We start from the raw sequence: 23,721 nt of genomic DNA on the forward strand, positions 1-23,721 counted from the left end.
CGCTTCCCCATCTGCTTGACCACCGCCCATAATCTTTCGCACTTTCTTTCGGAGCTGCTCGCCGACGTAGCCGTGCGCGCCCACCTAGGCCCCACCGACGCCACAGTGCACAGCCTGACCCTGGACTCGCGCCAGGCTACGGCCGGTACGGTGTTCTTTGCGTTGCGCGGTGCCCAAACCGACGGCCACCAGTTTGTGGCAAAAGCCGTGGCCCAAGGCGCAACGGTGATTGTGTGCGAAGAGCTGCCCGCCGAACCGGATGCCGCCACCACGTATGTGCAGGTAGCCGACAGCGCCGAGGCTATGGCCTACATGGCGGCAACGTTCTATGGCCATCCATCACGGCAGCTGCAGTTGGTGGGCATCACGGGTACCAACGGCAAAACTACCTGCGCGACGGTACTGCACAGGCTGTTTCGGGAGCTGGGCTACCATGTGGGCCTGCTGAGCACGGTGCAGAACCAGATTGACGAGCAGGTGATTCCGGCCACGCACACCACGCCCGATGCTATCCGGCTGAATGAGCTACTGGCCCGGATGGTGAAAGCCGGGTGCACCTACACCTTTATGGAAGTCAGCTCCCACGCTGTGGTGCAGCACCGCGTTACGGGCCTGCACTTTGCGGGCGGCGTGTTTACCAACCTCACCCACGACCACCTTGACTACCACGGTACTTTCGATAACTATCTGAAAGCAAAAAAGAGCTTCTTCGATAGCCTCGGTAAGAAAGCTTTTGCCCTGACCAACGCTGACGACAAGCGGGGCCCGGTGATGCTGCAAAACACGGCTGCCCGCCGCGAAACCTACTCGCTGCGTGGTCCGGCTACGTATCGGGCACGCCTGATTGAAAACGCCGTGCACGGCCTGCACCTCGATGTAGACGGACGCGACGTGCAGTTTCGACTTATCGGTGTATTCAATGCCTACAACCTGCTGGCCGTGTATGGCACGGCCGTGCTGCTGGGCGAGGAGCCGCTGGAAGTGCTAACCGTACTATCGGGTCTGACCTCGGCACCAGGCCGCTTCGAGCCAATTCTGGCCCAGAAAACGCGCATTACCGGTATCGTGGACTACGCCCACACGCCCGATGCGCTGGAAAACGTGCTCGACACCATTGCCGATATTCGCCAGCCCAGCCAGCAGGTAATTACGGTGGTGGGCTGCGGTGGCAACCGCGACGCGGCCAAACGCCCGGTTATGGCCAATCTGGCCTGCAAGGGCTCCAGCCGCGTGGTGCTCACCTCCGACAACCCGCGCTTCGAAGACCCCAACGATATTCTGGCCCAGATGCAGGCCGGCGTCCAGGCCGCTGACTTGGGCAAAGTTCTCACCATTGCCGACCGGCGCGAGGCCATCAAAACGGCCGTAGCCCTGGCCCAACCCGGTGATATTGTGCTGGTGGCGGGCAAAGGCCACGAGAACTACCAGGAAATTAAGGGCGTCAAGAATGACTTTGACGATAAAAAAGTGCTGCAGGAAATGTTCGATCTGCTGGGAAAATGAAAAAAGCCACCCGAACGTCATGCTGAGCGAAGTCGAAGCATCTCTACCGCTTCGTTGTAGTGGCATCTGATTACCATTGCGGTAGAGATGCTTCGACTTCGCTCAGCATGACGTTCGGATGTTTTCCTGACTACTAGAAAATCTGCAAAAACACAACAGTTGCCCAACCCCAAAAAAGCTAAACCTTTGCAGCTTGGAATAACTCCGCCCAAGACTCGCTGACCCCCGCGCCCATGCTTTATTACCTTTTTGACTTTCTCGATAAGCATTACAATCTGCCAGGCGCGGGCGTGTTCCAGTTTATCTCGTTTCGGGCGGCTATGGCTGTCATTACCTCGCTCATCATTGCGCAGCTATTCGGGGCCCGCCTCATTCGGGTGCTGCAGAAGAAGCAAGTAGGGGAGAGTATCCGCGACTTGGGCTTGCAGGGGCAAATGGAAAAGAAAGGCACGCCTACCATGGGCGGCCTCATTATTCTGCTGGCCATTCTGGTGCCGGTGCTGCTGTTTGCCAAACTCGATAATATCTACATCGTGCTCATGATTCTCAGCACGGTGTGGCTGGGCCTCATTGGCTTTCTGGACGACTACATCAAGGTATTCCAGAAAAATAAGGAAGGCCTGAGCGGCCGCTTCAAGGTGCTGGGCCAGATTGGCTTGGGTATTACCGTGGGCTGGGTGCTGTTTTTCAGCAAAGACGTAACCGTGCGTCAGTATTTACTGCCCAACGGTCAGCTTTCGGCCGTGGATGCCAGCACCGTGTACCAGGACGTGAAGCTGATGATTACGACCATCCCGTTTGCCAAAAATAACGAGCTGAACTACGGCAACCTGTTTGCCTACGCCGGCCCGTTTTTCAACGGCCTCTACAGCTTCCTCTATATTCCCATCGTCATTCTCATCATCACGGCCGTGAGCAATGGGGCCAACCTCACCGATGGCCTCGATGGGCTGGCGGCGGGTACTTCGGCCATTATCGGCGTCACGCTGGCCATTTTTGCCTTTGTGAGTGGCAACGCCCTGCTGGCCGACTACCTGGATATCATGTTTATTCCCAATTCCGGGGAGCTGGTAATCTTCTGTACTGCTTTTGTGGGGGCCTGCATTGGCTTTCTGTGGTACAATAGCTACCCGGCCCAGGTTTTTATGGGCGACACCGGCTCTTTGGCCATTGGCGGCATTATTGCCGTTCTGGCGCTCATCGTGCGCAAGGAGCTGCTGATACCGGTGCTCTGCGGCGTATTCCTGATTGAAAGTCTGTCGGTGATGCTACAAGTGGGCTGGTTCAAGTACACGAAGCGCAAGTACGGCGAAGGCCGTCGCCTGCTGCGCATGTCGCCGCTGCACCATCACTACCAGAAGCTAGGCTACCACGAGTCCAAAATCGTGTCGCGCTTCTGGATTGCGGGCATCATGCTGGCCATTTTCACGCTAGTAACGCTCAAGCTGCGCTAACCTGTAGAACTCAGAAGTCGGCGCTTAGCACTTCGGCTTTTGGGATGGTACTTCTTCTCCTGTCTGCGTTCTACGCTTTACGTTCTCACGTATCATGTCTACCAAAATCGTCATTCTCGGAGCTGCGGAAAGTGGAGTAGGGGCCGCGCTGCTGGCGCAGGCCAAAGGCTACACCGTTTTCGTTTCGGACAAAAGCCCGATTCAGCCTATCTATAAGGAGAAGCTTACCAAAGCCGGAATCCGCTTTGAGGAGGGGGCGCACACGCTGGAAGAGATTCTGACGGCCGACGAGGTGGTGAAAAGCCCCGGCATTCCGGAAAAGGCCCCAGTGATTCAGGCGCTGCGCGACAAGCAGATTCCGGTGATTTCCGAAATCGAGCTGGCCGGCCGCTACACCAAGGCCAAGTGCATCTGCATCACGGGCACCAACGGCAAGACCACCACCACGCTGCTCACCTACCACTTGCTGAAGGAAGCCGGCTATAGCGTCGGGCTGGCCGGCAATGTGGGCTACAGCTTCGCCGAGCAGGTAATTGACGACCAATTCGAGTACTACGTCATCGAATTGAGCAGCTTCCAGCTCGACGACACAACGCACTTTCAACCCTGGATTGCGGTGCTGCTCAACATCACGCCCGACCACCTTGACCGCTACGGCTATTCGCTGGAAAACTATGCCATGGCCAAGCTGCGCATTGTGCGCAATCAGGACAGCACCGGCTACTTTGTGTATAACGCTGACGATGAGAATATCCAGCGCTATTTCAAGGCGGCGCTGCGGCCGGTGCAGCAGTTTCCTTTCAGCCTGCACCACCGCCCCGACTATCAGCTGGCCGGCTACTACGTGCAGGAAAACGAGGTGTGCGTGGATATGCAGCCCGGCTACTACAGCAAAACGGAAAAGGTAAATACGGCCAGCTCGCCCCTCATCGGGCAGCACAACCGCCAGAATACGCTGGCCGCCGTGCTGTGCGCCCGCATTGCCGGCCTCACCGCCGCCCAGATTGAAAGCGCCCTGGCTACCTTCCGCAACGCCGACCACCGCCTGCAGCCCGTAGGCGAAATCAACGGGGCCCGGTTCATCAACGACAGCAAGGCCACCAACGTGGAAGCCGCCTGGTACGCGCTGGATGGCCTGCGCCAGCCCATCATCTGGATTGCCGGCGGCACCGACAAAGGCAACGACTACACCAGCCTGCTGCCGCTGGCTACGAGCCGGGTGAAAGCGCTGATTTGCCTGGGCATCGACAACGAAAAGCTCAAAGCCAGTTTCACCGGCATCGTGCCGCACCTGGAGGAAACCCAGAGTATGGAAGCCGCTGTGCGCCGCGGGGCCGCGCTGGCCCAGCCCGGCGACGTGGTGCTGCTCTCGCCCTGCTGCGCCTCGTTCGACTTGTTCAAAAACTACGAGGACCGCGGCCGGCAGTTTGCCCAGGCGGTAGCAAAACTGATGGATGAAAACTAATCGTCGCACTACTTTCAGCACGACGAACGACTACTAACGGCCTTCCCCATGGACCCGATCAAAACCTGGCTGCAGCGGAATCTGAAAGGTGACCCCATTCTGTGGGCCATCGTGATTCTGTTTTCCCTGATCAGCATTGCAGTGGTGTACTCGGCTACGGGCACGCTGGCGTACAAGAAGATGAGCGGCAACACCGAGTATTTCCTCTTCAAGCACACCAGCCTGATTGTGGTCGGCCTGGGCTTCATGTGGCTGGCCCACCGCATCGACTACCGCTACTATTCGCGCATTTCGCTGTATGCCCTGCTGATTTCGGTGCCCTTGCTGCTGTTTACCTTTTTCATGGGGTCCAACATCAACGAGGCCTCGCGCTGGCTCACCATTCCGGTAGTCAACCAAACCTTTCAGCCCTCCGACTTGGCTAAGCTGGCCCTGATTTCGCACCTGGCCAGCATGCTCAGTCGCCGCCAGCAGCACGTCAACGACTTCAAAGCCACGCTATTACCCGTTATGATCTGGGTTGGGGTTATCTGCGGCCTCATCATTCTGACCAATGCTTCCACCGCCTTGCTGCTGTTTGCCACCTGCCTGCTGTTGATGTTCATTGGCCGCGTGCCGCTCAAGCAAATGGCCGTCATGGTGGCTATTGGGGCCGTGGTGGGCGGTATTGGTCTGGCCTCGGGGCAGCGTTTCAAAACGGTGCAGTCGCGCATCGAGAACTTCACCGACAAGACCAAGCCGGTGCCTTTTCAGCTCGAGCACAGCTACATAGCCATTGCCACGGGCGGTATCACGGGCAAAGGCCCCGGCCAGAGTACCGAGCGTAACATCCTGCCCCACCCGTATTCCGATTTCATCTACGCCGTTATTATTGAGGAATATGGTCTGGCCGGGGGCGCTTTCGTGCTGTTTCTCTACTTGGCCTTCCTCTATCGAGGACTAAAAACGGTGATGAACAGCTACGGCGCCTTCGGCGGGCTACTCTCGGCGGGGCTGGCCTTTAGCTTAGTCTTGCAGGCCATGGTGAACATGGGCGTGGCCGTGGGGTTGGGCCCGATTACTGGTTTGCCGCTGCCACTGCTGAGTATGGGCGGCACCTCCCTGATTTTCACCGGTATCAGCATCGGCATTATTCTCAGCGTGAGCCGTGGCGAGCGGGAAGTGCGCCCCATGACCGGCGAGCCCGACGACACCATCCGGATTCCGAAGAAAACCGCCTACGCGTAGTGATGAGGTGGTGAGTAGGGAAGCCAAGCGCAAAACAGCGTATAGCTTTTCTAGTCCCCGCATCTCCTTTCATTGTTTCATTTCCCCTCCGAGTGCCCAAAGCAATTATCTATAGCGCCTCTTCTCAGCCCCGGCCCTACCGCGTGATTATCAGCGGTGGTGGCACGGGCGGGCACATATTTCCGGCTGTGGCTATTGCCAATGAGTTGCGCCGCCGCCAGCCGGAGGCCGAAATCCTGTTTGTGGGTGCCAATGGCCGCATGGAAATGACCCGCGTGCCCGAAGCCGGCTACCAGATCGTGGGTCTCGATATCAGCGGCTTGCAGCGTCGCCTGACGCCCCAGAACTTATTGTTTCCGGTACGAGTGTTTCGCTCGGTGCGTAAAGCTGGAAAGCTCCTCCAGGACTTTAAGCCCGATGCCGTGGTGGGGGTTGGTGGCTATGCCTCGGCTCCGGTGCTGCTGGCCGCCACCTCGCGCAATATTCCCTCCCTGATTCAGGAGCAGAACTCATACGCGGGCCTGGTCAATAAGCTGCTCAGCCGCCGCGTCGATAAGATTTGCGTGGCCTACGAGGGCATGGGAAAATTCTTTCCCGCCGATAAACTCGTGCTGACCGGCAACCCCGTGCGCACTGAAATTGCCAGCAGCAGCCGGGCCGAGGCCCAGGCGTTTTTTGGCCTTTCGCCCATCAAAAGAACTTTGCTGGTGGTGGGAGGCAGTCTGGGTGCCCGCACCCTGAACGAGGCCACGGCCGCCGCGCTGCCGCTGCTGCGGGCCGCCGGTATTCAGCTGCTGTGGCAAACCGGAAAGCTGTATTACCCCAAAGCAGCTGCCGAAGCCGCGCCTTTCGCCGCCGACCGGCTGCAAGCGCTGGAATTTGTGCAGCGCATGGACCTCGCCTACGCCGCCGCCGATGTAGTCATCAGCCGCGCCGGGGCCTTGTCGGTGTCGGAGCTGTGCCTGACGGGCAAGCCCAGCATTCTGGTGCCTTCGCCCAACGTAGCGGAAGATCATCAAACCAAAAACGCTAGGGCTCTGGTCGAAAAAGACGCGGCACTGCTCGTTTCCGACGCCGATGCCCAGGCGCAGCTCTACGACGAAGTCCTGCGCCTGCTCAGCGACCCGGCCCGGCAGCAGCAGCTTAGCCACAACATCAGTCAGCTGGCTTACCCCAATGCTACCACGGCCATCGTGGACGAACTTTTAGCCCTCATGGACCGCGCATGAATCCCGTAGCCGCATTTCCGAACGTCTATTTTTTGGGTATTGGGGGCATCGGCATGTCGGCTCTGGCGCGCTGGTTTCAGGCCAACGGCCACCGCGTGAGCGGCTACGACAAAACCGTGACGCCCCTCACTGAAGCCCTGACTGCCGAAGGCATCCAAATTCATTACGACGATGCCGTAGCGAGCATTCCGGTGGAGGTGCGCGCTAACCGGGCCCAGACGCTGGTCGTGCTTACGCCCGCTATTCCTCAGGACCACCGGGAGTGGGCATGGCTGCGCGAGCAGGGCTACGATATTCGCAAGCGGAGCCAAGTGCTGGGGTTGCTCACGGCGGGCCACTATACCATTGCTGTAGCCGGTACGCACGGCAAAACCACCACCAGCAGCATGGTGGCGCATCTGTTGCACCACGCGGGTGTCAACTGCTCGGCTTTCCTGGGAGGCATTGCCGTGAATCTGGAGTCCAACTTGCTGCTGGCCCGGCCCGGCGACCCTCACGCGCCGGTGGTAGTAGAAGCCGACGAGTACGACCGCAGCTTCCTGACCCTGCACCCCGACATTGCCATCGTCACGAGCACCGATGCCGACCACCTCGACATTTATGGCAACAAGGAGGCGTTGGTCGATTCGTTTCGGCAGTTTGTGGCCCAGATTAAGCCCGGCGGTACGCTGATTCTCAACCACACCGCCGACCAGAGCATTGCCGAAGCCGTGGCGGAAGGCGTGCGGATTATCCGCTACGGCCTCTCGCCCGACCAAGGCCCCGAGCTGTATGCCGACCAAATCACCGCCCAGGGCCACCAGTTCCGCTTCGACCTGCACGGCCCGCTCGGCGATGTGCCGCAGCTGGCGCTTGCCGTGCCCGGCTACCACAACGTGGAAAACATGCTGGCCGCCTGCGTAGTTGCTCAGCTGCTGCAAGTAGGAGCGGAGCAGCTTCAGCGTGCCGTAGCAGCGTATCGGGGCGTAAAACGCCGGTTTGAGTTTATCGTCACGGCGGGGGAGAAGGTATACGTGGACGACTATGCCCACCACCCGCGGGAAATAGACGCCTTCCTACGCTCGGTACGCGCCCTGTATCCTGGTAAGCGCCTGCGGGTCGTATTTCAACCCCACCTGTTTACCCGCACCCGCGACTTTGCCCCTGGTTTTGCCGAGAGCCTGAGCTTGGCCGACGAAGTCGTAATGCTCGACATTTACCCGGCCCGCGAGCTGCCGCTGGAAGGGGTAACCTCCGAATTGATTTTGTCCCAAATAACGGCTCCCCAAAAATCGTTGCAAACCAAAGCCCAAGTCTTGGCTGCGGCCGAAGCAGACGATACTTTCGACGTATTGGCCACCGTCGGAGCGGGAGATATCGACCAGCTTGTTCCTCGGCTAAGGAATATTTTAGATATTCGCTGGAATGGAGCTGAAGCGTAAGGCCAATAACCTGATTTTTGCCACCGGGTGCCTCGTGCTGCTCTCCGGATTGGCCGTGTTTGCCGGTGTTCGGCAAGCCAGCCGCCCCGTGGGCGACGTTATCGTGACCATCGGCAACGAATTCAACAATTACTTCATCAGTGAGCGGGAAGTAACGGCTTTGCTGACGCGCAACGGCAACCAGCGTCTCGAAGGTGCCCACCCCGAAGACCTCGACCTGAAAGCCCTGGAAGCGCGCCTCAAGGCCCACAGCTTCGTGCGGGAGGCCCAGGTATACCGCGACTTGGCTGGCAACCTGCACGCCGACGTGCGCCAAAACCGCCCCATCGCCCGCCTCGTGCATGCCGACACCCGTCTCGACAGCTACCTCGATGCCGAAGGCAAGAAACTGCCGCTTTCGTCGTTGTTCACGGCGCGCGTGGTGCCGATTTCCCGGCTGGGTGGTGGGCCGCTGCAAGCTGGCTTTTTCCAAGATTCCACGGGGCATCACTACCTTGAGCTGTTGCGCTATATCGATGAGCATCCCTTCTGGCGGGCCCAGGTAGCGGAGGTATTTGTTGGGCCTAATGGCAAGGTTTCATTTACCCAGCAGGTAGGCGATCAGCGAATAGAATTTGGCTTTCCGGAGAATATTTCGGAAAAATTTGCGAAACTGATGGTATTTTACCGTCAAATTCCACCGGTCTTGGGCTGGGACACGTACCACCGCGTCAACGTTGAGTTCAAAGACCAGATCATCTGTGAATAAAGAATCCTTGCGCAAACGCCCGGAAACGGCGTTTTTCGCAGTAGAAATCCCTAGCAACCGCACCCCACTCGTCCTTTCTCCCCATGCAAAACGATAAGATTGTAGTCGGCCTCGACATAGGTACCACCAAAATCTGCGCCTTGGTTGGGCGCAAAAACGAGTTCGGCAAGCTCGAAATCCTGGGCATGGGCAAAGCTGTGTCGGAAGGTGTGGTACGCGGTATTGTGTCGAATATCGACAAGACGGTGGACGCTATCCGGAAGGCCATTCGGCAAGCCGAAGAACAGTCCGGAATCAATATTGGTGTCGTGAATGTGGGTATTGCCGGCCAGCACATCAAGAGCCTACAGCATAACGGTAGCATCACCCGCAATTCTGCCGAAACTGAAATTACCGTTGACGATGTAAATCGCCTTACCAACGATATGTACCGGCTGGTAACTCCGCCCGGCTCCGAAATCATCCACGTAATGCCCCAGGACTACAAGGTGGATTATGAGGAAGGCATCATGGACCCCGTGGGCATGTCGGGCGTGCGCCTGGAAGGCAACTTCCACATCATTACGGCCCAAAGCACGGCCATCAACAACATCAACAAGTGCGTCACCAAGGCCGGCCTGGAAATCGACAACCTGATTCTGGAGCCACTATCGTCGAGCATGTCGGTGCTGAGCGACGAGGAAAAAGAAGCCGGCGTGGCCCTGATTGACATTGGGGGCGGTACTACCGACTTGGCTATCTTCAAAGACGGCATCATCCGGCACGCGGCGGTACTGCCTTTTGGCGGCAACATCGTGACCAGTGACATCAAGCAAGGCTGCGCCGTGATGCAAAACCAGGCGGAGCAATTGAAAGTGAAATTCGGCAAAGCTATTGCCGAGGAAGCCTCCGACTACGAAATCGTGAGCATCCCCGGCCTGCGCGACCGAGCGCCCAAGGAAATTTCTCTTAAGAACCTGGCGCACATTATTGAGGCCCGGATGGAGGAAATCATCGAGCTGGTGTACGCCGAAATTCAGCGTACCGGCCACGGCGACAAGCTGGCGGCCGGCATCGTGCTGACCGGCGGCGGCTCGCAGCTCCAGAACCTGGTGCAGCTCACCGAGTATGTAACCGGCCTCGATACCCGCATCGGCTACCCCAACGAACACCTGGGCAAGAGCAAGATTGAAGCGGTGAAGTCGCCGATGTATGCTACCACTGTAGGCCTCGTGCTGGCCGGCTACCGCTCGATTGACGAGCGGGTGAGCCGCTCCTACGACGAGCCGGAAAATGCGTATCGTCCGGCTCCCGAGGTGCGGGCTACAATTTCCGTAGCGCCACAGCCAGCCGCTCAGCAGCCGGCCGCGCCGAAAAAGGCGTCTGGCGCGGGTAAGTTCTTCCAGGACATTATCAGTCGTACGAAAGGATTGCTGATTGACGATTTCGACGATAAGCAGTACTAACTCGTTTACCATTTACCCCTTATCAACTCGTCTTATGTAGGCCGAAGCCAGTGGGTTTTTGCAGAACAAATGACTGATAAGAGATGAATGCTACCTGTTAATTGAAGCAGAACTCATGTATAAATTTGATATTCCAGCGCAATCCAATTCCATCATCAAGGTGATTGGCGTCGGTGGGGGCGGCTCTAATGCCGTGAACCACATGTTCAGCCAAGGCATCAAGGACGTGGAATTCGTGATTTGCAACACGGACAAGCAGGCCCTGCACAGCAGCACGGTGCCTAATAAGCTGCAGATTGGCGTGGATCTGACTGAAGGCCTTGGTGCTGGTGCTAACCCCGAGCGGGGAAAGCAGGCCGCCATTGAGAGCCGGGAGCAGATCCGTGAATTGCTCAGCAACGGCACCAAGATGGTCTTCATCACGGCTGGTATGGGCGGTGGTACCGGCACTGGTGCGGCCCCTGTTATTGCCAAAGTTGCCAAGGAACTGGGCATTCTCACCGTGGGCATCGTGACGGCACCCTTCCTGTTTGAGGGCAAGAAAAAGCGTCAGCAGGCTGAACAGGGCATCAAAGAGCTCAGCGAAAACTGCGACACGGTGCTGGTGATTCTCAACGATAAGCTGCGCGAAATATTTGGCAACCTGCCGATCCGGGCCGCCTTCGCCAAAGCCGATAACGTGCTGAGCACGGCTGCTAAGTCTATTGCCGAAATTATTACCGTCACGAGCGAAGTCAACGTGGACTTTGAAGACGTAAAAACGGTGATGAAAGACTCGGGCGCGGCCGTAATGGGCAGCAGCATCACCGAGGGCGAAAACCGCGCCCGCCGCTCAGCGGAGGAGGCGCTGTCGTCGCCGCTGCTCAACAATACGGACATTCATGGGGCGCAGAAAATCCTGCTCTCCATCATGTCGGGCGACCAGGCCGAGCTGGAAATGGATGAGCTGACGGAAATTACGGAGTACATCCAGAACAAAGCAGGGCAGGACGCCGAGGTTATTTTCGGTCATGGCATCGACTCCACGCTGGGTCAGAGTATTCGGGTGACGGTAATTGCCACTGGCTTTGCCCGCGACGCGCACAACATCAGCACGGCCTACGGGCTGGACAAGTCGGAGCCCGAACCCGCAGCAGTTCCCGATCCGCAAATCAACATCTTTGATAAAGACCGGCAGGAGGCTTCGCCTACGCTGGTGGTTCCGTCGTTTGGTGTTCCTGTGCCGGCTGCCGCCGCGCCGGAGCCGCCCAAAGTGACCTTTGACCTCGAAACTTCCCCCTACACAGGCTATGTGCCTCCGGTAGCAGCTCCCGCTTCTCCGTCGCCCGAGCCCGTTGTGCTTCAGCAGTCGGTGCCAGTGCAACAGCCGGCTCGCCCGTCATTGGACGCCCGCTCCGAAGAGCGCCGCCGCCGTCTGGAAGGGTTAAGCAATGGCCTCACGAACGATGTTATTAAGGACCAGCTGGAAACGCCGGCGTATCTGCGGCGGCAGGTGAAGCTGGAAAATGTGGTGCCATCGAACGAGCGAAATATCTCGCGCTTCAACTTATCCGACGATAATGAGCTGCTTGGTGACAACCGCTTCCTGCACGATAACGTGGACTAAGCGCCTTTGTATTTTTTACACAGAAACGCCGCCCAGTAGCCACTGGGCGGCGTTTCTGTGTAAATACTGCTGAAATCAACTATCGAGCAGTAGCTGTGGAGGTGGAGTCCGGAGCTGTGGTGTGTATGGGGTCGGCCGACTCCCGGTCAGGGGAAAGGGTGCGCGAGGCTGTGGAATTGGAGGCAGAACACGCTGAGCACAGGGCCAGCAGGGCAATAAGCAATTTGCTTTTCATGGAATTTAGGAGAATAAACTGCTCCGGGAGCAGTAAGAAGAGTACTTCGGTACTGGAGGGTGGGAAAGGGCGTCCAGCGGCTAATACGTGCTGGATGTCAGGAGGTTCAGTGAAATTCGTCTGGGCCAAAACCCTAGTAGTGCCCTATTAGGGCATAAAGCGGGCAGAAAAGTGCTTACCAGCCGGTAAGGTGTAGTCACGAGGAGGGGGCTTCGGATTCTGCTTTCTCAGTTGGCTCACAGGCAGATAGTGCTAGCAAAGAAAATGCTGCCGCTAAGAGGCCAGCAGCCAAACGAGTAAAAGTGGACACCCGGAATTTGGTAGTGCTAGAGCAGATTTCAGGTTAGTGTACGTGGTAGCCACAATGGTCAAACCAGTTTTTCGCACCCAGCTCCGTTATCCAGTCGGCGGCGGCCTTGATGACGCTTTCCAGTACCTCTCGGGTGCGGGCCTGGGCCGTGCGCAGCCAGGTTTTGAGCTTGCTGAAGGCCAGTTCAATGGGATTAAAGTCGGGCGAGTAGGGCGGCAGGTACAGCAGGCGCGCTCCGCGAGCTTCGACGAGTTCGGCCAGCCCGGCCACTTTATGGGCCGGCAGGTTGTCGCGCACGACCACGTCGCCCGCCCGCAGCGTTGGCCCCAGCACCTGGCTCAGGTAGGCGGCAAAGACCTGTCCGTTGACGGCCCCGCTCACGGTCATGGCCGCCTGCAGACCGGTTGGGGTCAGCACGGCTACCAACGTCACGTTCGGTCCGCCGTGCAGCGGCGTGGCCTGGTGGGCGCGTTGCCCGCCCTCAGCGCGGGCGTAGCGGCGGCAATAGGTCAGGTTGGTGCTGGCCTCGTTCACGAACTTGAAACAGGTAAAATCCTCCGCTTGCAGGGCTTCCACAAAGGCACGCCGCAGCGCTACGACCTGCCGGGTGTCGCGTTCAGGGGCGTGGACGCTCTTTTTTTTCGCCGCCATCTCAGCGCCTGCACCGCCCGCCAAAGGGTCGATGGACTCACAGCCGGGCCGCCGATGGCGGCCAACCAAGTGCATAATTCTGCCAACGTGGCATCGGGCTCTTGGCGCAGGCACGCCCGCAATTCGTCCCGGGCCGCAACGTCCAAGTCGGGGGCGGGTCCGCTGCGTGGGGGCAGCGCCGCCACGCAGCCCGTGGTGCGCTGGCGGTGCAGCAGCTTTTCCACAAACGAAACCCAAACGCTGAACTGGGCCGCCACGGCAACCACCCTGCTGCCGGGCTGGCCACAGGCCCCCGCAACCCGCTTACGCAAATCAAGAGAATACGCTTTCATCCCCAGAAGATACGCCGAAACCCGTAGAGCATCCTGAAAACCGCTCTAGGTGATGGTTCAAGATATTGATTTCCGGCACAATACCAGTGCGGCGGGCATTGGTTTCGACGGCGCAACTTACCAGCCTGCTATCGGCAAGTCTAAACGCCACTGGTGCGGGTTTGCGTACTTTTGGACGATCATAGTTTTGCCAAGCTCTACCGCATGCACTTGCAACTACTTGCCCGCCTCTGGGCCGAATACCGGGTGTTATGCCTCTTCACTGCGCGGTGGGTAATTATCTGTACGGTGGTAGGCATCCTGGCCGGATCGGCATCGGCGGGCTTTCTGCTGGCCCTCGACTGGGTGACTGCGTGGCGGGAAACCCACCGCTGGATTATCATCTGTTTGCCGTTAGGAGGCTTGCTGGTGGGGCTGCTCTACTACTATCCGGGGCGGTCAGTCGAAGCTGGTAATAATCTGTTGCTCGACGAGATTCATCTGCCCCGCGCCGTGCTGCCACTGCGCATGGCGCCGCTGGTGTTGCTGGGCACACTGCTTACCCATCTTTTTGGGGGTTCCGCCGGGCGTGAGGGCACGGCCGTACAAATGGGCGGGGCGCTGGCCGACCAGCTGACGCGGTGGCTGCGCCTGCACCAGCGAGAAAGGAAGCTGCTGCTAATTGCCGGAATCAGCGCGGGCTTTGCGTCCGTTTTTGGTACTCCGCTGGCAGGAGCCGTATTTGGGCTGGAGGTGTTTCTGCTAGGCCGTCTGCGCTACGATGCCCTGCTGCCCAGTCTGCTGGCCGCCATCTGCGCCGACTGGGTAACGCGGGCCTGGGGCGTGGAGCATACCGCCTACCCGCTGCTACAGGCTCCCCCAATCACGGTAATTGGTGTGGCCAGTGCCGCGCTGGCGGGTATTCTGTTTGGCCTGAGCGCGCGGCTGTTCGTGGGCACTACGCACTGGGTAAGCAGCACCTTTAAGCGTTGGATTGCCTTTCCGCCGCTCCGGCCTATGGTGGGTGGTGCCGTTGTCGCGCTCGTGGTTTGGCTGTTGGGTACCACCGACTACATCGGACTGGGCATTCCAGTCATTACCCGTTCATTCGCGGAGCCGTTGCCGGTCTACGCTTTTGCGCTCAAGATCTTGCTGACCGCTCTCACCCTGGGAGCTGGCTTCAAAGGGGGAGAAGTAACCCCATTGTTTTTTGTGGGGGCCGCGCTCGGCAATGCGCTGGCTCCAGCGCTGCCTTTGACTATGCCCTTGCTGGCCGGCATGGGCTTCGTAGCGGTGTTCGCCGGGGCGGCCAATACGCCTCTTGCCTGCACCCTTATGGCTATGGAGCTATTTGGGCACGAATGCGGCTTGTATGCGGGCCTGGCGTGCGTGGTTAGCTACTTCTTTTCGGGGCACCGGGGTATATATGGGGCGCAGGTTATCGGGCAAAGCAAGCATGGCTTATGGGCGCGGCAGCAGGGCAAGCGCCTGCGCGACTTGCCCTAGCCTGCGGGCCAGCCGAAGAAGGCTCGCCTCGCGCCGTTCTTGCTTCGAGCCGGCTTAAGCTGTAACCAGCTGCATAGCCTGTTCCTTCAGGAGTTGCAGGTAGAGCGAGTTATCCAGTTCTCCATTGCTGAGTAGGTATTGGTCGAGGCCTGGCAGCCGCACGCGGGAAGGCAATACCGTTGTGCCCAGATAAAACAGGATGTCCGTTAAGTGGCTGAGGGCCAGAATACCACCCTGCGTACCGGCGCTGAGTCCCACTAAGGCTGCTGTTTTGCCCCGAATACCACCGGGGTATGGTAGCCCGTCGATAAACGCCTTGAGCACACCAGGCATAGAGCAGTTATACTCCGGCACGATGAATACCAGTTTGTCAGCGGCCTCGGCTTGTTGGGCTAGCTTATTGAAGGCCTCATGTTTGCCCATGTTACCATACAGGGCCGAAGTAGTAAAATCGGCAGGTAAGTCCGCTAGGTCAAGAATCTGATACGGCGTATCCAGTTCGTCGAGCAGGGTAGCGTAAATATTGGCGATACGACGGGCGCGTGAGCCCGGACGGTTGGTACCAGCAACGATGGTAATCATTCGGAAGGTCAGAAAAGGGAAGGGGCACGGATGTTTCGGCCATTAAACTAGCGCAGTAAGTCGGAAAAGACCCAAAAGGTTGTGGGCAGGTCCAAAAACAGCGTACGATTACTACACCAGCTACAAACAAAACGAGCGAAACGGCAGGCCGTTTCGCTCGTTCACTACGTCAAAGTACACCTCTACGACAGGTTATTCGACGTCGCTTTGGCATTCAGGAATTCACGATTCAGCAAGGCAATGTTTTCCAGCGAAATACCTACGGGGCATTCTGCGGCGCATGAACCAATGTTGGTGCAGGCACCGAAGCCTTCGATATCCATCTGGGCCACCATGTTTTCCACTCGGGTCTTGCGCTCTACATGGCCCTGGGGCAACAACGCCAGCTGCGAAATCTTGGCCGACACGAACAGCATAGCCGAGGCGTTTTTACAGGCCGCAACGCAGGCCCCGCACCCGATGCAGGTAGCAGCCTCAAACGCGCGGTCCGCAACGTCTTTCGGAATTGGAATTTCGTTGCCATCCGGCGCGCCGCCAGTGTTCACGCTCACGTAGCCACCCGCCTGAATGATACGGTCGAAAGCAGAGCGGTCAACGCTCAGATCTTTGTTGACCGGAAAGGCATTGGCCCGCCAAGGCTCGATAACGATTGTGTCGCCATCGGAGAATTTGCGCATGTGCAGCTGGCAGGTAGTGGTGCCCGTCTCCGGCCCGTGGGCGCGCCCGTTGATAAACAGGTTGCACGAGCCACAGATGCCTTCGCGGCAGTCGTGGTCGAAAGCTACGGGCTCGTCGCCGCGGCGTAGCAAGTCCTCGTTGAGGACGTCCAGCATCTCCAGAAACGACATTTCTGGGGAAATATCCTTCACTTGGTAATCCACCACACGGCCCTCAGCAGTGCGGTTTTTCTGCCGCCACACTTTGAGCGTGAGGTTCATCGGTTTGGCATTTGGGTTACTTCCAGCCATTGTAGGGGGAATTTTCAATGTTGAGTTTTAAACCTTGAATGGGCTACCGCCTGAACGAGAAAGGGTAGCGGGGCTTTGGGCTCCGCTACCACTTCAACATTCGACATCCAAAATTCAATATTACTTATAGCTACGCTGGGTCAGCTTCACGTTATCGAACTGCAGGCTTTCCTTATTTAGGACTTCTGGCTGATTGTCGCCCATGTACTGCCAGGCAGCCACGTAGGCGTAGTCGTCGTCGTTGCGCAAGGCTTCGCCTTCCGGCGTCTGGTATTCCTCGCGGAAGTGACCACCGCAGCTTTCGTTGCGGTCCAGGGCATCGTCCACCATTAGCTCACCTAGCTCAATAAAGTCGGCAACGCGGCCGGCTTTCTCCAGGGCTTGGTTCAACTCTTCGTTGGTGCCCACCAGCTTTAGGTCGCTCCAGAACTCCTTACGCAGCTTCTGAATTTCCTTCTTGGCGTGCGTCAAGCCTTCCTCACTACGGGCCATGCCGCAGTATTCCCACATGATGTGGCCCAAGTGCTTGTGGAAATCGTCGGGGGTGCGGGTGCCGTTGATGCTCAGGAATTTCTGAATCCGGGCACGTACTTCGGTTTCCGCTTCCGCAAAGGCCGGGTGCTCCGTCGTGACGGGTGTGGGAGGCGTTTGCGCCAGGTAATCGCCAATCGTGTACGGAATAACGAAGTAGCCATCAGCCAGGCCCTGCATCAGCGCCGAGGCCCCGAGGCGGTTGGCGCCGTGGTCGGAGAAGTTGCATTCGCCGGTAGCATAAAGGCCCGGTACTGTCGTTTGCAGGTTGTAATCTACCCACAGGCCGCCCATCGTGTAATGCACGGCAGGGTAGATGCGCATCGGCTGCTCATATGGATTCTCGCCCGTAATCTTGGCGTACATATCGAACAGGTTACCATACTTCTGGCTTACCGCATTGGCCCCAGTGCGCTGAATGATGTCGGCAAAGTCGAGGTATACGGCTAGGCCGCTGCTACCTACGCCCCGGCCTTCGTCGCACATCTGCTTGGCATTGCGCGAGGCTACGTCGCGTGGCACCAGGTTGCCGAAAGCGGGATATTTACGCTCCAGGAAGTAGTCGCGCTCTTCCTCCGGGATGTCGCTCACCCGGATTTCGCCTTTGCGCAGGCGCTCCGCAGTTGCTACTTCCTTCGGAACCCATACCCGGCCATCATTGCGCAGCGACTCCGACATAAGCGTCAGCTTCGACTGGTAATCGCCCGAAACAGGGATACAGGTGGGGTGAATCTGGGTAAAGCAGGGGTTGGCGAAGAAAGCACCTTTTTTGTGCGCACGCCACGCGGCGGTGGCGTTGCAATACTTGGCGTTAGTACTCAGGTAGAATACGTTGCCGTAGCCTCCCGTTGCCAGTACCACGGCGTGGGCCGAGTGCTGCTCAATCTTGCCGTCAATCAGGTTTCGGGTAATAATACCACGGGCTTTACCGTCTACTATTACTACGTCCAGCATTTCGGAGCGCGTGTAGAGCTTCACTTTGCCATAGGCTACCTGCCGGCTCAAAGCCGAGTAGGCACCCAGCAAGAGCTGCTGTCCGGTTTGGCCCCGGGCATAGAATGTACGGCTTACCTGCGCTCCACCGAATGAGCGGTTGGCCAAAAGGCCACCGTATTCGCGGGCGAAAGGCACGCCCTGCGCCACGCACTGGTCGATAATGCTAACCGACACCTGCGCCAGGCGGTAGACGTTGGCTTCGCGGGCCCGGTAGTCACCACCTTTTACAGTATCGTAGAAGAGACGGAAAATGGAGTCGCCGTCATTCTGATAATTTTTAGCGGCATTGATACCACCCTGTGCGGCGATGGAGTGCGCACGGCGGGGAGAATCATGGTAGGTAAACGCCTTCACGTTATAGCCCAACTCTGCCAGCGAAGCCGCAGCGGAGGCGCCTGCCAGGCCAGTGCCAACTACAATAACGTCGTACTTCCGCTTGTTGGACGGGTTAACCAGCTTGACGTTAAACTTATGCTTATCCCACTTTTCGGCCAAGGGCCCCTCGGGAATTTTGGAATCCAATGTCATCGGATGAACGAGGTTAGGGTTTATTTAAAAAAGTAGAAGTACAAAGGCATGGCAGCGAAACCGGCCGAAACCAGCACCGAGAAGCCGTAGCCAACGAGCTTAATAGCCGGGGTGTATTTGCGGTGGTTTAGTCCCAGCGTCTGGAAAGCACTGCGGAAGCCGTGAATCAGGTGGTAACCAAGGGCAATCTGCGCCGCTACGTACAGTACCACGTACCACAATTGCTTGAAGGAAGTGGCAACAAGCGTGTAGAGGTCATCATTGTTGTTGATGTCCGGATCTAAATCGCCAAAGCGGGCACGGTAGAAAAAGTTATACAAATGCACCAACAGGAAAATTAGAATAATGGTACCCAACAGGCCCATATTACGGGACTGCCAGGGGCTGTTTTGCTCGGCGTGGCTGCTGGTGTAGTTAGCACCCCGCGCTTTCTTGTTGCGCAGCGTGAGCATGATCGACTCGTAAATGTGAAAGCCGAACCCCAGCACCAAGACCCACTCTACGGTACGGATCAGCGGGTTGGTACCCATGAAGTGCGAATACACGTTGAAGGCCTGACCACCGTCATCCTTAAACAGCTGTAGATTGCCTACTAAATGAACAACTAAAAAGGAGCACAGAAACAGGCCGGTGATGGCCATAACAATCTTGCGGCCAATGCTACTGGAAAACGTTTTACTGATCCAACTCATAGGAGCTACTGGTGGTTTTGAAAGGGTCGGTTATACTGGTCAAAGGTACGTGCCGACCATGTACTAAACAATCCAAATCAGCGTTTAGTAGGGTGGTGAATCAATCTGTGGCTAAACCCGTTAGAATGTGATACCATATAAGCAACCCCGGGACCCGGATTTTTGTTAGGTTTCCAGACGGCTTTTCTCGACCTTCTTCTCTATCTCAGCTTTCTAATTACTTCCTTCTATGAACCTTTCTTTACCGCAGACTGCCGGTAAATGGGTGATGGTGCTGATTGCCAGTGTAGTAAGTCTCTTGGGGCTTGCCTTTACGGCGGAAGCAACTCACATCCGGGCTGGTGATATTCAGGCAAAAAGCGACACTACGTATCCTTTCGGGGACAAGCGCAACAACCCGCGCCGCATCTTCTTCAAGATGGTCACTTACACGGATTTCAAGCAGACATCCGTAGACAGCAAAGACATCACTATCTTCTTTGGCGATGGGACCAGCAGTGGTCTGAATGGAGTACCGCGGTTCAGTGTGACGCCCGTTACGGACGATACGAACCGGAACGTATATTATTTTGAGCATACGTATACTGCTGACCGTAGCTACGTCGTAAGCTACATCGGTGAAAACCGGAATACGGGCGTCCAGAATATGAGTGAGTCGGCCAACCAGTCGTTCTATATCTCGACCCGTATTACCATCAACACTGAAATCAACCGCTCCCCGGTCTTAAATGCGCCTGCTATTGATAAGGCCGCCCGCAATCAGGTATTTTTGCATAATCCCGCTGCCTCCGACGCTGATGGGGATTCTCTTTCCTACGAGTTGAGAGTGAGCCAGCAGGCCGGATCAGTTCAGTCGGCTTTAAGTAACAACAATACCCCTATTCCGCGCACCTGCTCGGGGTTCGTGTTTCCGGAGCAAGTGACGCCCATTGGCGTTAAAGTCCCGTATCTGGGCGACCCAGGCGGTGGCCCGGCCATTTTTACGATCGATCCGATAACGGGCCAGATAGTCTGGAATGCCCCCAACCGGATAGGTGACTTCAACGTGGCCTTCATTGTGAGGGAATGGCGGCGTACCGAGTTTGGCGTGCGCCAGATTGGGGAGGTTATTCGGGATATGCAGATCGTGGTGGATGGCACCGTGAACCTGCGGCCGACAGTGTTTATTCCCCAGGATATCTGTGTGGTAGCTGGTGTGCAGGTTCGCAAGAACGTGACGGCTACTGACCCCGAGCGTAACCCGGTGACAATTTCAGCCTTTGGCGGTATTTTTGGCCGGCCCGTGGCCCCGGCTACTTTCGTGCAGGACGCACTGGGGCCGCAGCCGATAGCGCACGGCATCTTTCGCTGGACCCCCCAATGCTTCGACGTAGCTACCCAACCTTACCTGGTTCTCTTTAAGGCCCAGGATAAACCAGCGACGGGCGTAACCCCGCTGATTGACGAGAAGGTCTGGCGCATAAGAGTAGTGGGGCCCCGGCCAGAGAACGTCAAGGGCCAGCAAAGGCAAAACAACATCCGGCTGAAGTGGGACAGCTACTTCTGTCAGAATGCGGATAGCCTGATTATCTACCGCAAGCAGGGAACGGGCGCAATTGCCGCCGACACCTGCGTGACGGGCGTGCCGGCTTCTAGTGGGTATGTGCGCATTGGGGCTGTCAGCGACACTGCCCGGACTTTCATCGACACTGGGGGCACGGCGGGCCTGCAGCGCGGTAGCACCTATTGCTACCGCATATACGCCACGTTCCCGCTTCCTGCAGGTGGTGCCAGCCTGGCCTCTCTGGAAACGTGCGTGACGCTGGAGGGAGCCCCGGCCGTACTCACCAACGTGACCATTGACCGTACCAACCGCACCAGCGGGCAGGTGACGGTACGCTGGAACAAGCCGCAAAGTGCCACTCCATTTGCCAACCCCGCCTACACGCTGTATCGGGCACCGGGGCTGCAGCCCGGCGCTGCGCAGTTCAAAGTGGTCAAAACGACGAAAGACCTGGACGATATTTCCTTTGTAGACGCGGGGCGTAACACACTAGATAGCGCTTTCACCTATCGTTTGGTGTTTTCCTACACGGGCTCATCGCCCGAACCCTCGCAGGCTAGCTCCGTGCGGCTGAGCGGTGCTGCCGATGCCGGCGCTACACTTATTAATCTGAGCTGGGCCTTCCGGGTGCCGTGGAACAACGGGGCTCCGGGCCGTAACACCAGTATTTATCGTCGGGACCCCGGCAGTACTACGTTTGTGCTGCTGGATGCTGTGCCCGGCAGTACCACCACGTACGTTGACCGAGGCGCTCGGCGACCGTTGGTACGCGGCGAGCAGTACTTCTACTATGTTCAGACCAATGGTACCTACAATGACCCGAAGCTACCCGATCCGCTGCTGAACCTGAGCCAGGAGCTGCCGGTGCTGTTTGTGCCAATGCCCTGCCCGCCAGTCTTGACTATTGAGAGTGATTGTGAACAGCTGAAAACCCGGGTGCTCAACCGCCCCGGCTATTTCCCTGCCCAGGGTGAAACCTATACCAACGAGCTGAAGTGGGAGCTGGATACCAACAACCCGACGGGCTGTAGCGTGGATATTGCTTACTACCGCATCTTCTACCGCCGCCCAACAGACGTGAGCCTCACGCTTATCGACTCGACCAGTAGCCCGGTTCGCGCCTATTCGCACACGGGGCTCAAAGAACAAGCCGCCTGTTACGCGGTGCAGTCGGTGAGTAGGCTGGGGAACCGGCGCAGTATGCTGAGCGACACGGTATGCGTAGATAACTGCGTGATATTCGAGATGCCGAACATCTTTACGCCCAACGGCGACGGCATTAACGACACGTTCCGGCCCCGCGTGGCCTCGCCGTTGCGGAAGGTGCGCTTCCAGGCCTTCAACCGCTGGGGCGTGAAGGTATTCGAAGGCGACGCAGATACGAATATCAACTGGACCGGTACTAAGACCTCTGGTGAGCGGGGCAAGGGGATGCAGGTTCCCGACGGCGTCTATTACTACTTGGCAGAAGTAGAGTTTGCCGACGCCAATTCCACGAAGATTACCTATAAAGGGTGGGTGGAAATAACCCACTAATGCAGCTGAATTCTCTGAAAAGCCTGCTTCCGCATCCGGAAGCAGGCTTTTTTATTCCCGTATCTTGCCGCCCCAATCAGCCACAGATTCCTCTTTTTTTTCCGACCTCAACCTTCCGTATGAGAGCAGTTATTTTCCCCGGCCAGGGCAGCCAGTTTTCTGGCATGGGCCGCGACTTGTATGAGCAGTACCCCGCCGCCCGCCAGCTCATGGATCAGGCCAACGAAATTCTGGGTTTCCGTCTCACCGATGTCATGTTTACAGGCTCCGATGACGACCTGCGCCAAACCAACGTTACGCAGCCCGCCATTTTTCTGCATTCCGTGGCCCTTGCCGCCGTGCTGCCCGACCTGCGCCCCGAGATGGTAGCCGGTCACTCGCTGGGTGAATTTTCGGCTTTGGTAGCTGCTAAGGTGCTCACGTTCGAAGACGCCATTCAGCTGGTAGCCCAGCGGGCCCAGGCCATGCAGGCGGCCTGCCAGGAGCAGCCCGGCACCATGGCCGCCATCCTCGCCCTCGACGACGAGACGACGGTACGCATTTGCCAGGAAATCACGCAGGGTGGGGATGTGGTGGTGGCCGCCAATTTCAACTGCCCCGGGCAGCTGGTCGTTTCCGGCAGCCAGCGCGGCATCGAGCTGGCCTGCGAGCAGCTGAAGGCCGCCGGAGCCAAGCGGGCATTGCCGCTGCCCGTGGGCGGCGCGTTTCACTCCCCACTGATGCAGTCGGCGGAGGCGGCGCTGGCCCAGGCCATCGAGCGTACGCAGTTTTCGGCCGGCTTGTGCGCCGTGTACCAGAACGTGGATGCTGCCCCGCACCGCGACCCGGACGAAATCCGTCAGAACCTGGTGCGCCAGCTCACAGCTCCCGTCCGCTGGACGCAGAGCGTGCAGCGCATGGTAGCCGATGGGGCTACCGAGTTTGTGGAGTGCGGCCCCGGTAAGGTTTTGCAGGGACTGGTGAAGAAGATTGCGCCCGAAGTGGCGGGTAGCTCGGCGGTGGTGTAGGAACTGCTCGTCGGTTAGCAAAAGAGCGTCACGGGGCTGTTTCGTGGCGCTCTCTGCCTTATAGCGGTTTCGTGAACAGTGTGGCCAGTTACTACCGAGCCGGTACGTGATAGCCGCAGTGGGCAAACCAGTGGCGGGCATCGGGGCTGCTGATCCAGGCGATGGCCTCGTGCAAGGCCGCCTTGAGGGCCTGCTCGGTGCGGGCCTGCGCGGCCCGCAGCTTGGTT

18 protein-coding genes are annotated in these 23,721 nt (G+C 58.0%); 12 read left to right on the forward strand and 6 right to left on the reverse strand.

Annotation, left to right across the window (positions count from 1 at the left end; translation table 11 throughout):
• The first annotated feature begins 15 nt into the window (after positions 1-15).
• From E5J99_RS15355 to ftsZ, 9 genes are all read left to right on the forward strand, one after another.
• Positions 16-1,503: a UDP-N-acetylmuramoyl-L-alanyl-D-glutamate--2,6-diaminopimelate ligase gene (locus tag E5J99_RS15355; RefSeq protein WP_394345952.1), complete on the forward strand. Its 1,488-nt coding sequence runs from the start codon at positions 16-18 to the stop codon at positions 1,501-1,503.
• A gap of 233 nt (positions 1,504-1,736) precedes the next feature.
• The gene (gene mraY, locus E5J99_RS15360; protein WP_135498696.1) at positions 1,737-2,957 is read left to right on the forward strand and encodes a phospho-N-acetylmuramoyl-pentapeptide-transferase; all 1,221 of its coding nucleotides are present in this window, start codon (positions 1,737-1,739) and stop codon (positions 2,955-2,957) included.
• A gap of 94 nt (positions 2,958-3,051) precedes the next feature.
• Positions 3,052-4,422, forward strand: coding sequence for a UDP-N-acetylmuramoyl-L-alanine--D-glutamate ligase (gene murD, locus E5J99_RS15365; protein WP_135498697.1), 1,371 nt, complete (start codon positions 3,052-3,054; stop codon positions 4,420-4,422).
• 48 nt (positions 4,423-4,470) lie between these two features.
• Positions 4,471-5,649 (forward strand): FtsW/RodA/SpoVE family cell cycle protein, encoded by a 1,179-nt coding sequence (locus E5J99_RS15370; RefSeq protein ID WP_135498698.1) that lies wholly within the window; start codon positions 4,471-4,473, stop codon positions 5,647-5,649.
• A 92-nt stretch (positions 5,650-5,741) separates the two neighbouring features.
• Complete coding sequence (gene murG, locus E5J99_RS15375) at positions 5,742-6,878, forward strand: undecaprenyldiphospho-muramoylpentapeptide beta-N-acetylglucosaminyltransferase (RefSeq protein WP_245319039.1); 1,137 nt, start codon at positions 5,742-5,744, stop codon at positions 6,876-6,878.
• Positions 6,875-8,299, forward strand: coding sequence for a UDP-N-acetylmuramate--L-alanine ligase (gene murC / locus E5J99_RS15380; RefSeq protein ID WP_135498699.1), 1,425 nt, complete (start codon positions 6,875-6,877; stop codon positions 8,297-8,299). The genes murG and murC overlap by 4 nt, the downstream gene beginning before the upstream one ends.
• Positions 8,283-9,047, forward strand: a complete 765-nt coding sequence (locus E5J99_RS15385) for a cell division protein FtsQ/DivIB (protein ID WP_135498700.1) — start codon at positions 8,283-8,285, stop codon at positions 9,045-9,047. Before murC ends, E5J99_RS15385 begins: the two co-directional genes overlap by 17 nt.
• Positions 9,048-9,130: 83 nt before the next feature.
• Positions 9,131-10,492, forward strand: coding sequence for a cell division protein FtsA (gene ftsA / locus E5J99_RS15390; RefSeq protein ID WP_135498701.1), 1,362 nt, complete (start codon positions 9,131-9,133; stop codon positions 10,490-10,492).
• 115 nt (positions 10,493-10,607) lie between these two features.
• Positions 10,608-12,098 (forward strand): cell division protein FtsZ, encoded by a 1,491-nt coding sequence (gene ftsZ / locus E5J99_RS15395; RefSeq protein ID WP_135498702.1) that lies wholly within the window; start codon positions 10,608-10,610, stop codon positions 12,096-12,098.
• Positions 12,099-12,676: 578 nt separating this feature from the next.
• Here the strand turns inward: ftsZ and E5J99_RS15400 are convergent.
• Together E5J99_RS15400 and E5J99_RS21340 are read right to left on the reverse strand one after the other, a co-directional pair.
• Complete coding sequence (locus E5J99_RS15400) at positions 12,677-13,294, reverse strand: IS630 family transposase (protein ID WP_167852163.1); 618 nt, start codon at positions 13,292-13,294, stop codon at positions 12,677-12,679.
• Positions 13,237-13,626 carry a transposase gene (locus E5J99_RS21340; protein ID WP_167852164.1) on the reverse strand — a complete coding sequence of 130 codons (390 nt, stop codon included), beginning with the start codon at positions 13,624-13,626 and terminating at the stop codon, positions 13,237-13,239. Before E5J99_RS21340 ends, E5J99_RS15400 begins: the two co-directional genes overlap by 58 nt.
• A gap of 204 nt (positions 13,627-13,830) precedes the next feature.
• On the opposite strand from E5J99_RS21340, the gene E5J99_RS15405 reads away from it, so the two are divergent.
• Positions 13,831-15,111, forward strand: coding sequence for a voltage-gated chloride channel family protein (locus E5J99_RS15405; protein ID WP_135498704.1), 1,281 nt, complete (start codon positions 13,831-13,833; stop codon positions 15,109-15,111).
• 54 nt (positions 15,112-15,165) lie between these two features.
• Here the strand turns inward: E5J99_RS15405 and E5J99_RS15410 are convergent, their stop codons facing one another.
• From E5J99_RS15410 to E5J99_RS15425, 4 genes are all read right to left on the reverse strand, one after another.
• Positions 15,166-15,693: an NADPH-dependent FMN reductase gene (locus E5J99_RS15410; RefSeq protein WP_135498705.1), complete on the reverse strand. Its 528-nt coding sequence runs from the start codon at positions 15,691-15,693 to the stop codon at positions 15,166-15,168.
• 182 nt (positions 15,694-15,875) lie between these two features.
• Positions 15,876-16,631, reverse strand: a complete 756-nt coding sequence (locus E5J99_RS15415; RefSeq protein WP_135498706.1) for a succinate dehydrogenase/fumarate reductase iron-sulfur subunit — start codon at positions 16,629-16,631, stop codon at positions 15,876-15,878.
• 150 nt (positions 16,632-16,781) lie between these two features.
• Positions 16,782-18,716, reverse strand: coding sequence for a fumarate reductase/succinate dehydrogenase flavoprotein subunit (locus tag E5J99_RS15420; RefSeq protein WP_135498707.1), 1,935 nt, complete (start codon positions 18,714-18,716; stop codon positions 16,782-16,784).
• 20 nt (positions 18,717-18,736) lie between these two features.
• The gene (locus tag E5J99_RS15425; RefSeq protein WP_135498708.1) at positions 18,737-19,408 is read right to left on the reverse strand and encodes a succinate dehydrogenase cytochrome b subunit; all 672 of its coding nucleotides are present in this window, start codon (positions 19,406-19,408) and stop codon (positions 18,737-18,739) included.
• Positions 19,409-19,637: 229 nt separating this feature from the next.
• Here E5J99_RS15425 and E5J99_RS15430 point away from each other — a divergent pair, with 229 nt between their 5' ends.
• Positions 19,638-22,487 carry a T9SS type B sorting domain-containing protein gene (locus E5J99_RS15430; RefSeq protein WP_135498709.1) on the forward strand — a complete coding sequence of 950 codons (2,850 nt, stop codon included), beginning with the start codon at positions 19,638-19,640 and terminating at the stop codon, positions 22,485-22,487.
• 119 nt (positions 22,488-22,606) lie between these two features.
• On the forward strand, positions 22,607-23,494 hold the full coding sequence (fabD, locus tag E5J99_RS15435) for an ACP S-malonyltransferase (RefSeq protein WP_135498710.1): 888 nt from the start codon (positions 22,607-22,609) through the stop codon (positions 23,492-23,494).
• The last annotated feature ends 227 nt before the right edge of the window (positions 23,495-23,721 follow it).

The sequence above is a fragment of the Hymenobacter elongatus genome (assembly GCF_004745955.1).
Taxonomy (GTDB): domain Bacteria; phylum Bacteroidota; class Bacteroidia; order Cytophagales; family Hymenobacteraceae; genus Hymenobacter; species Hymenobacter elongatus.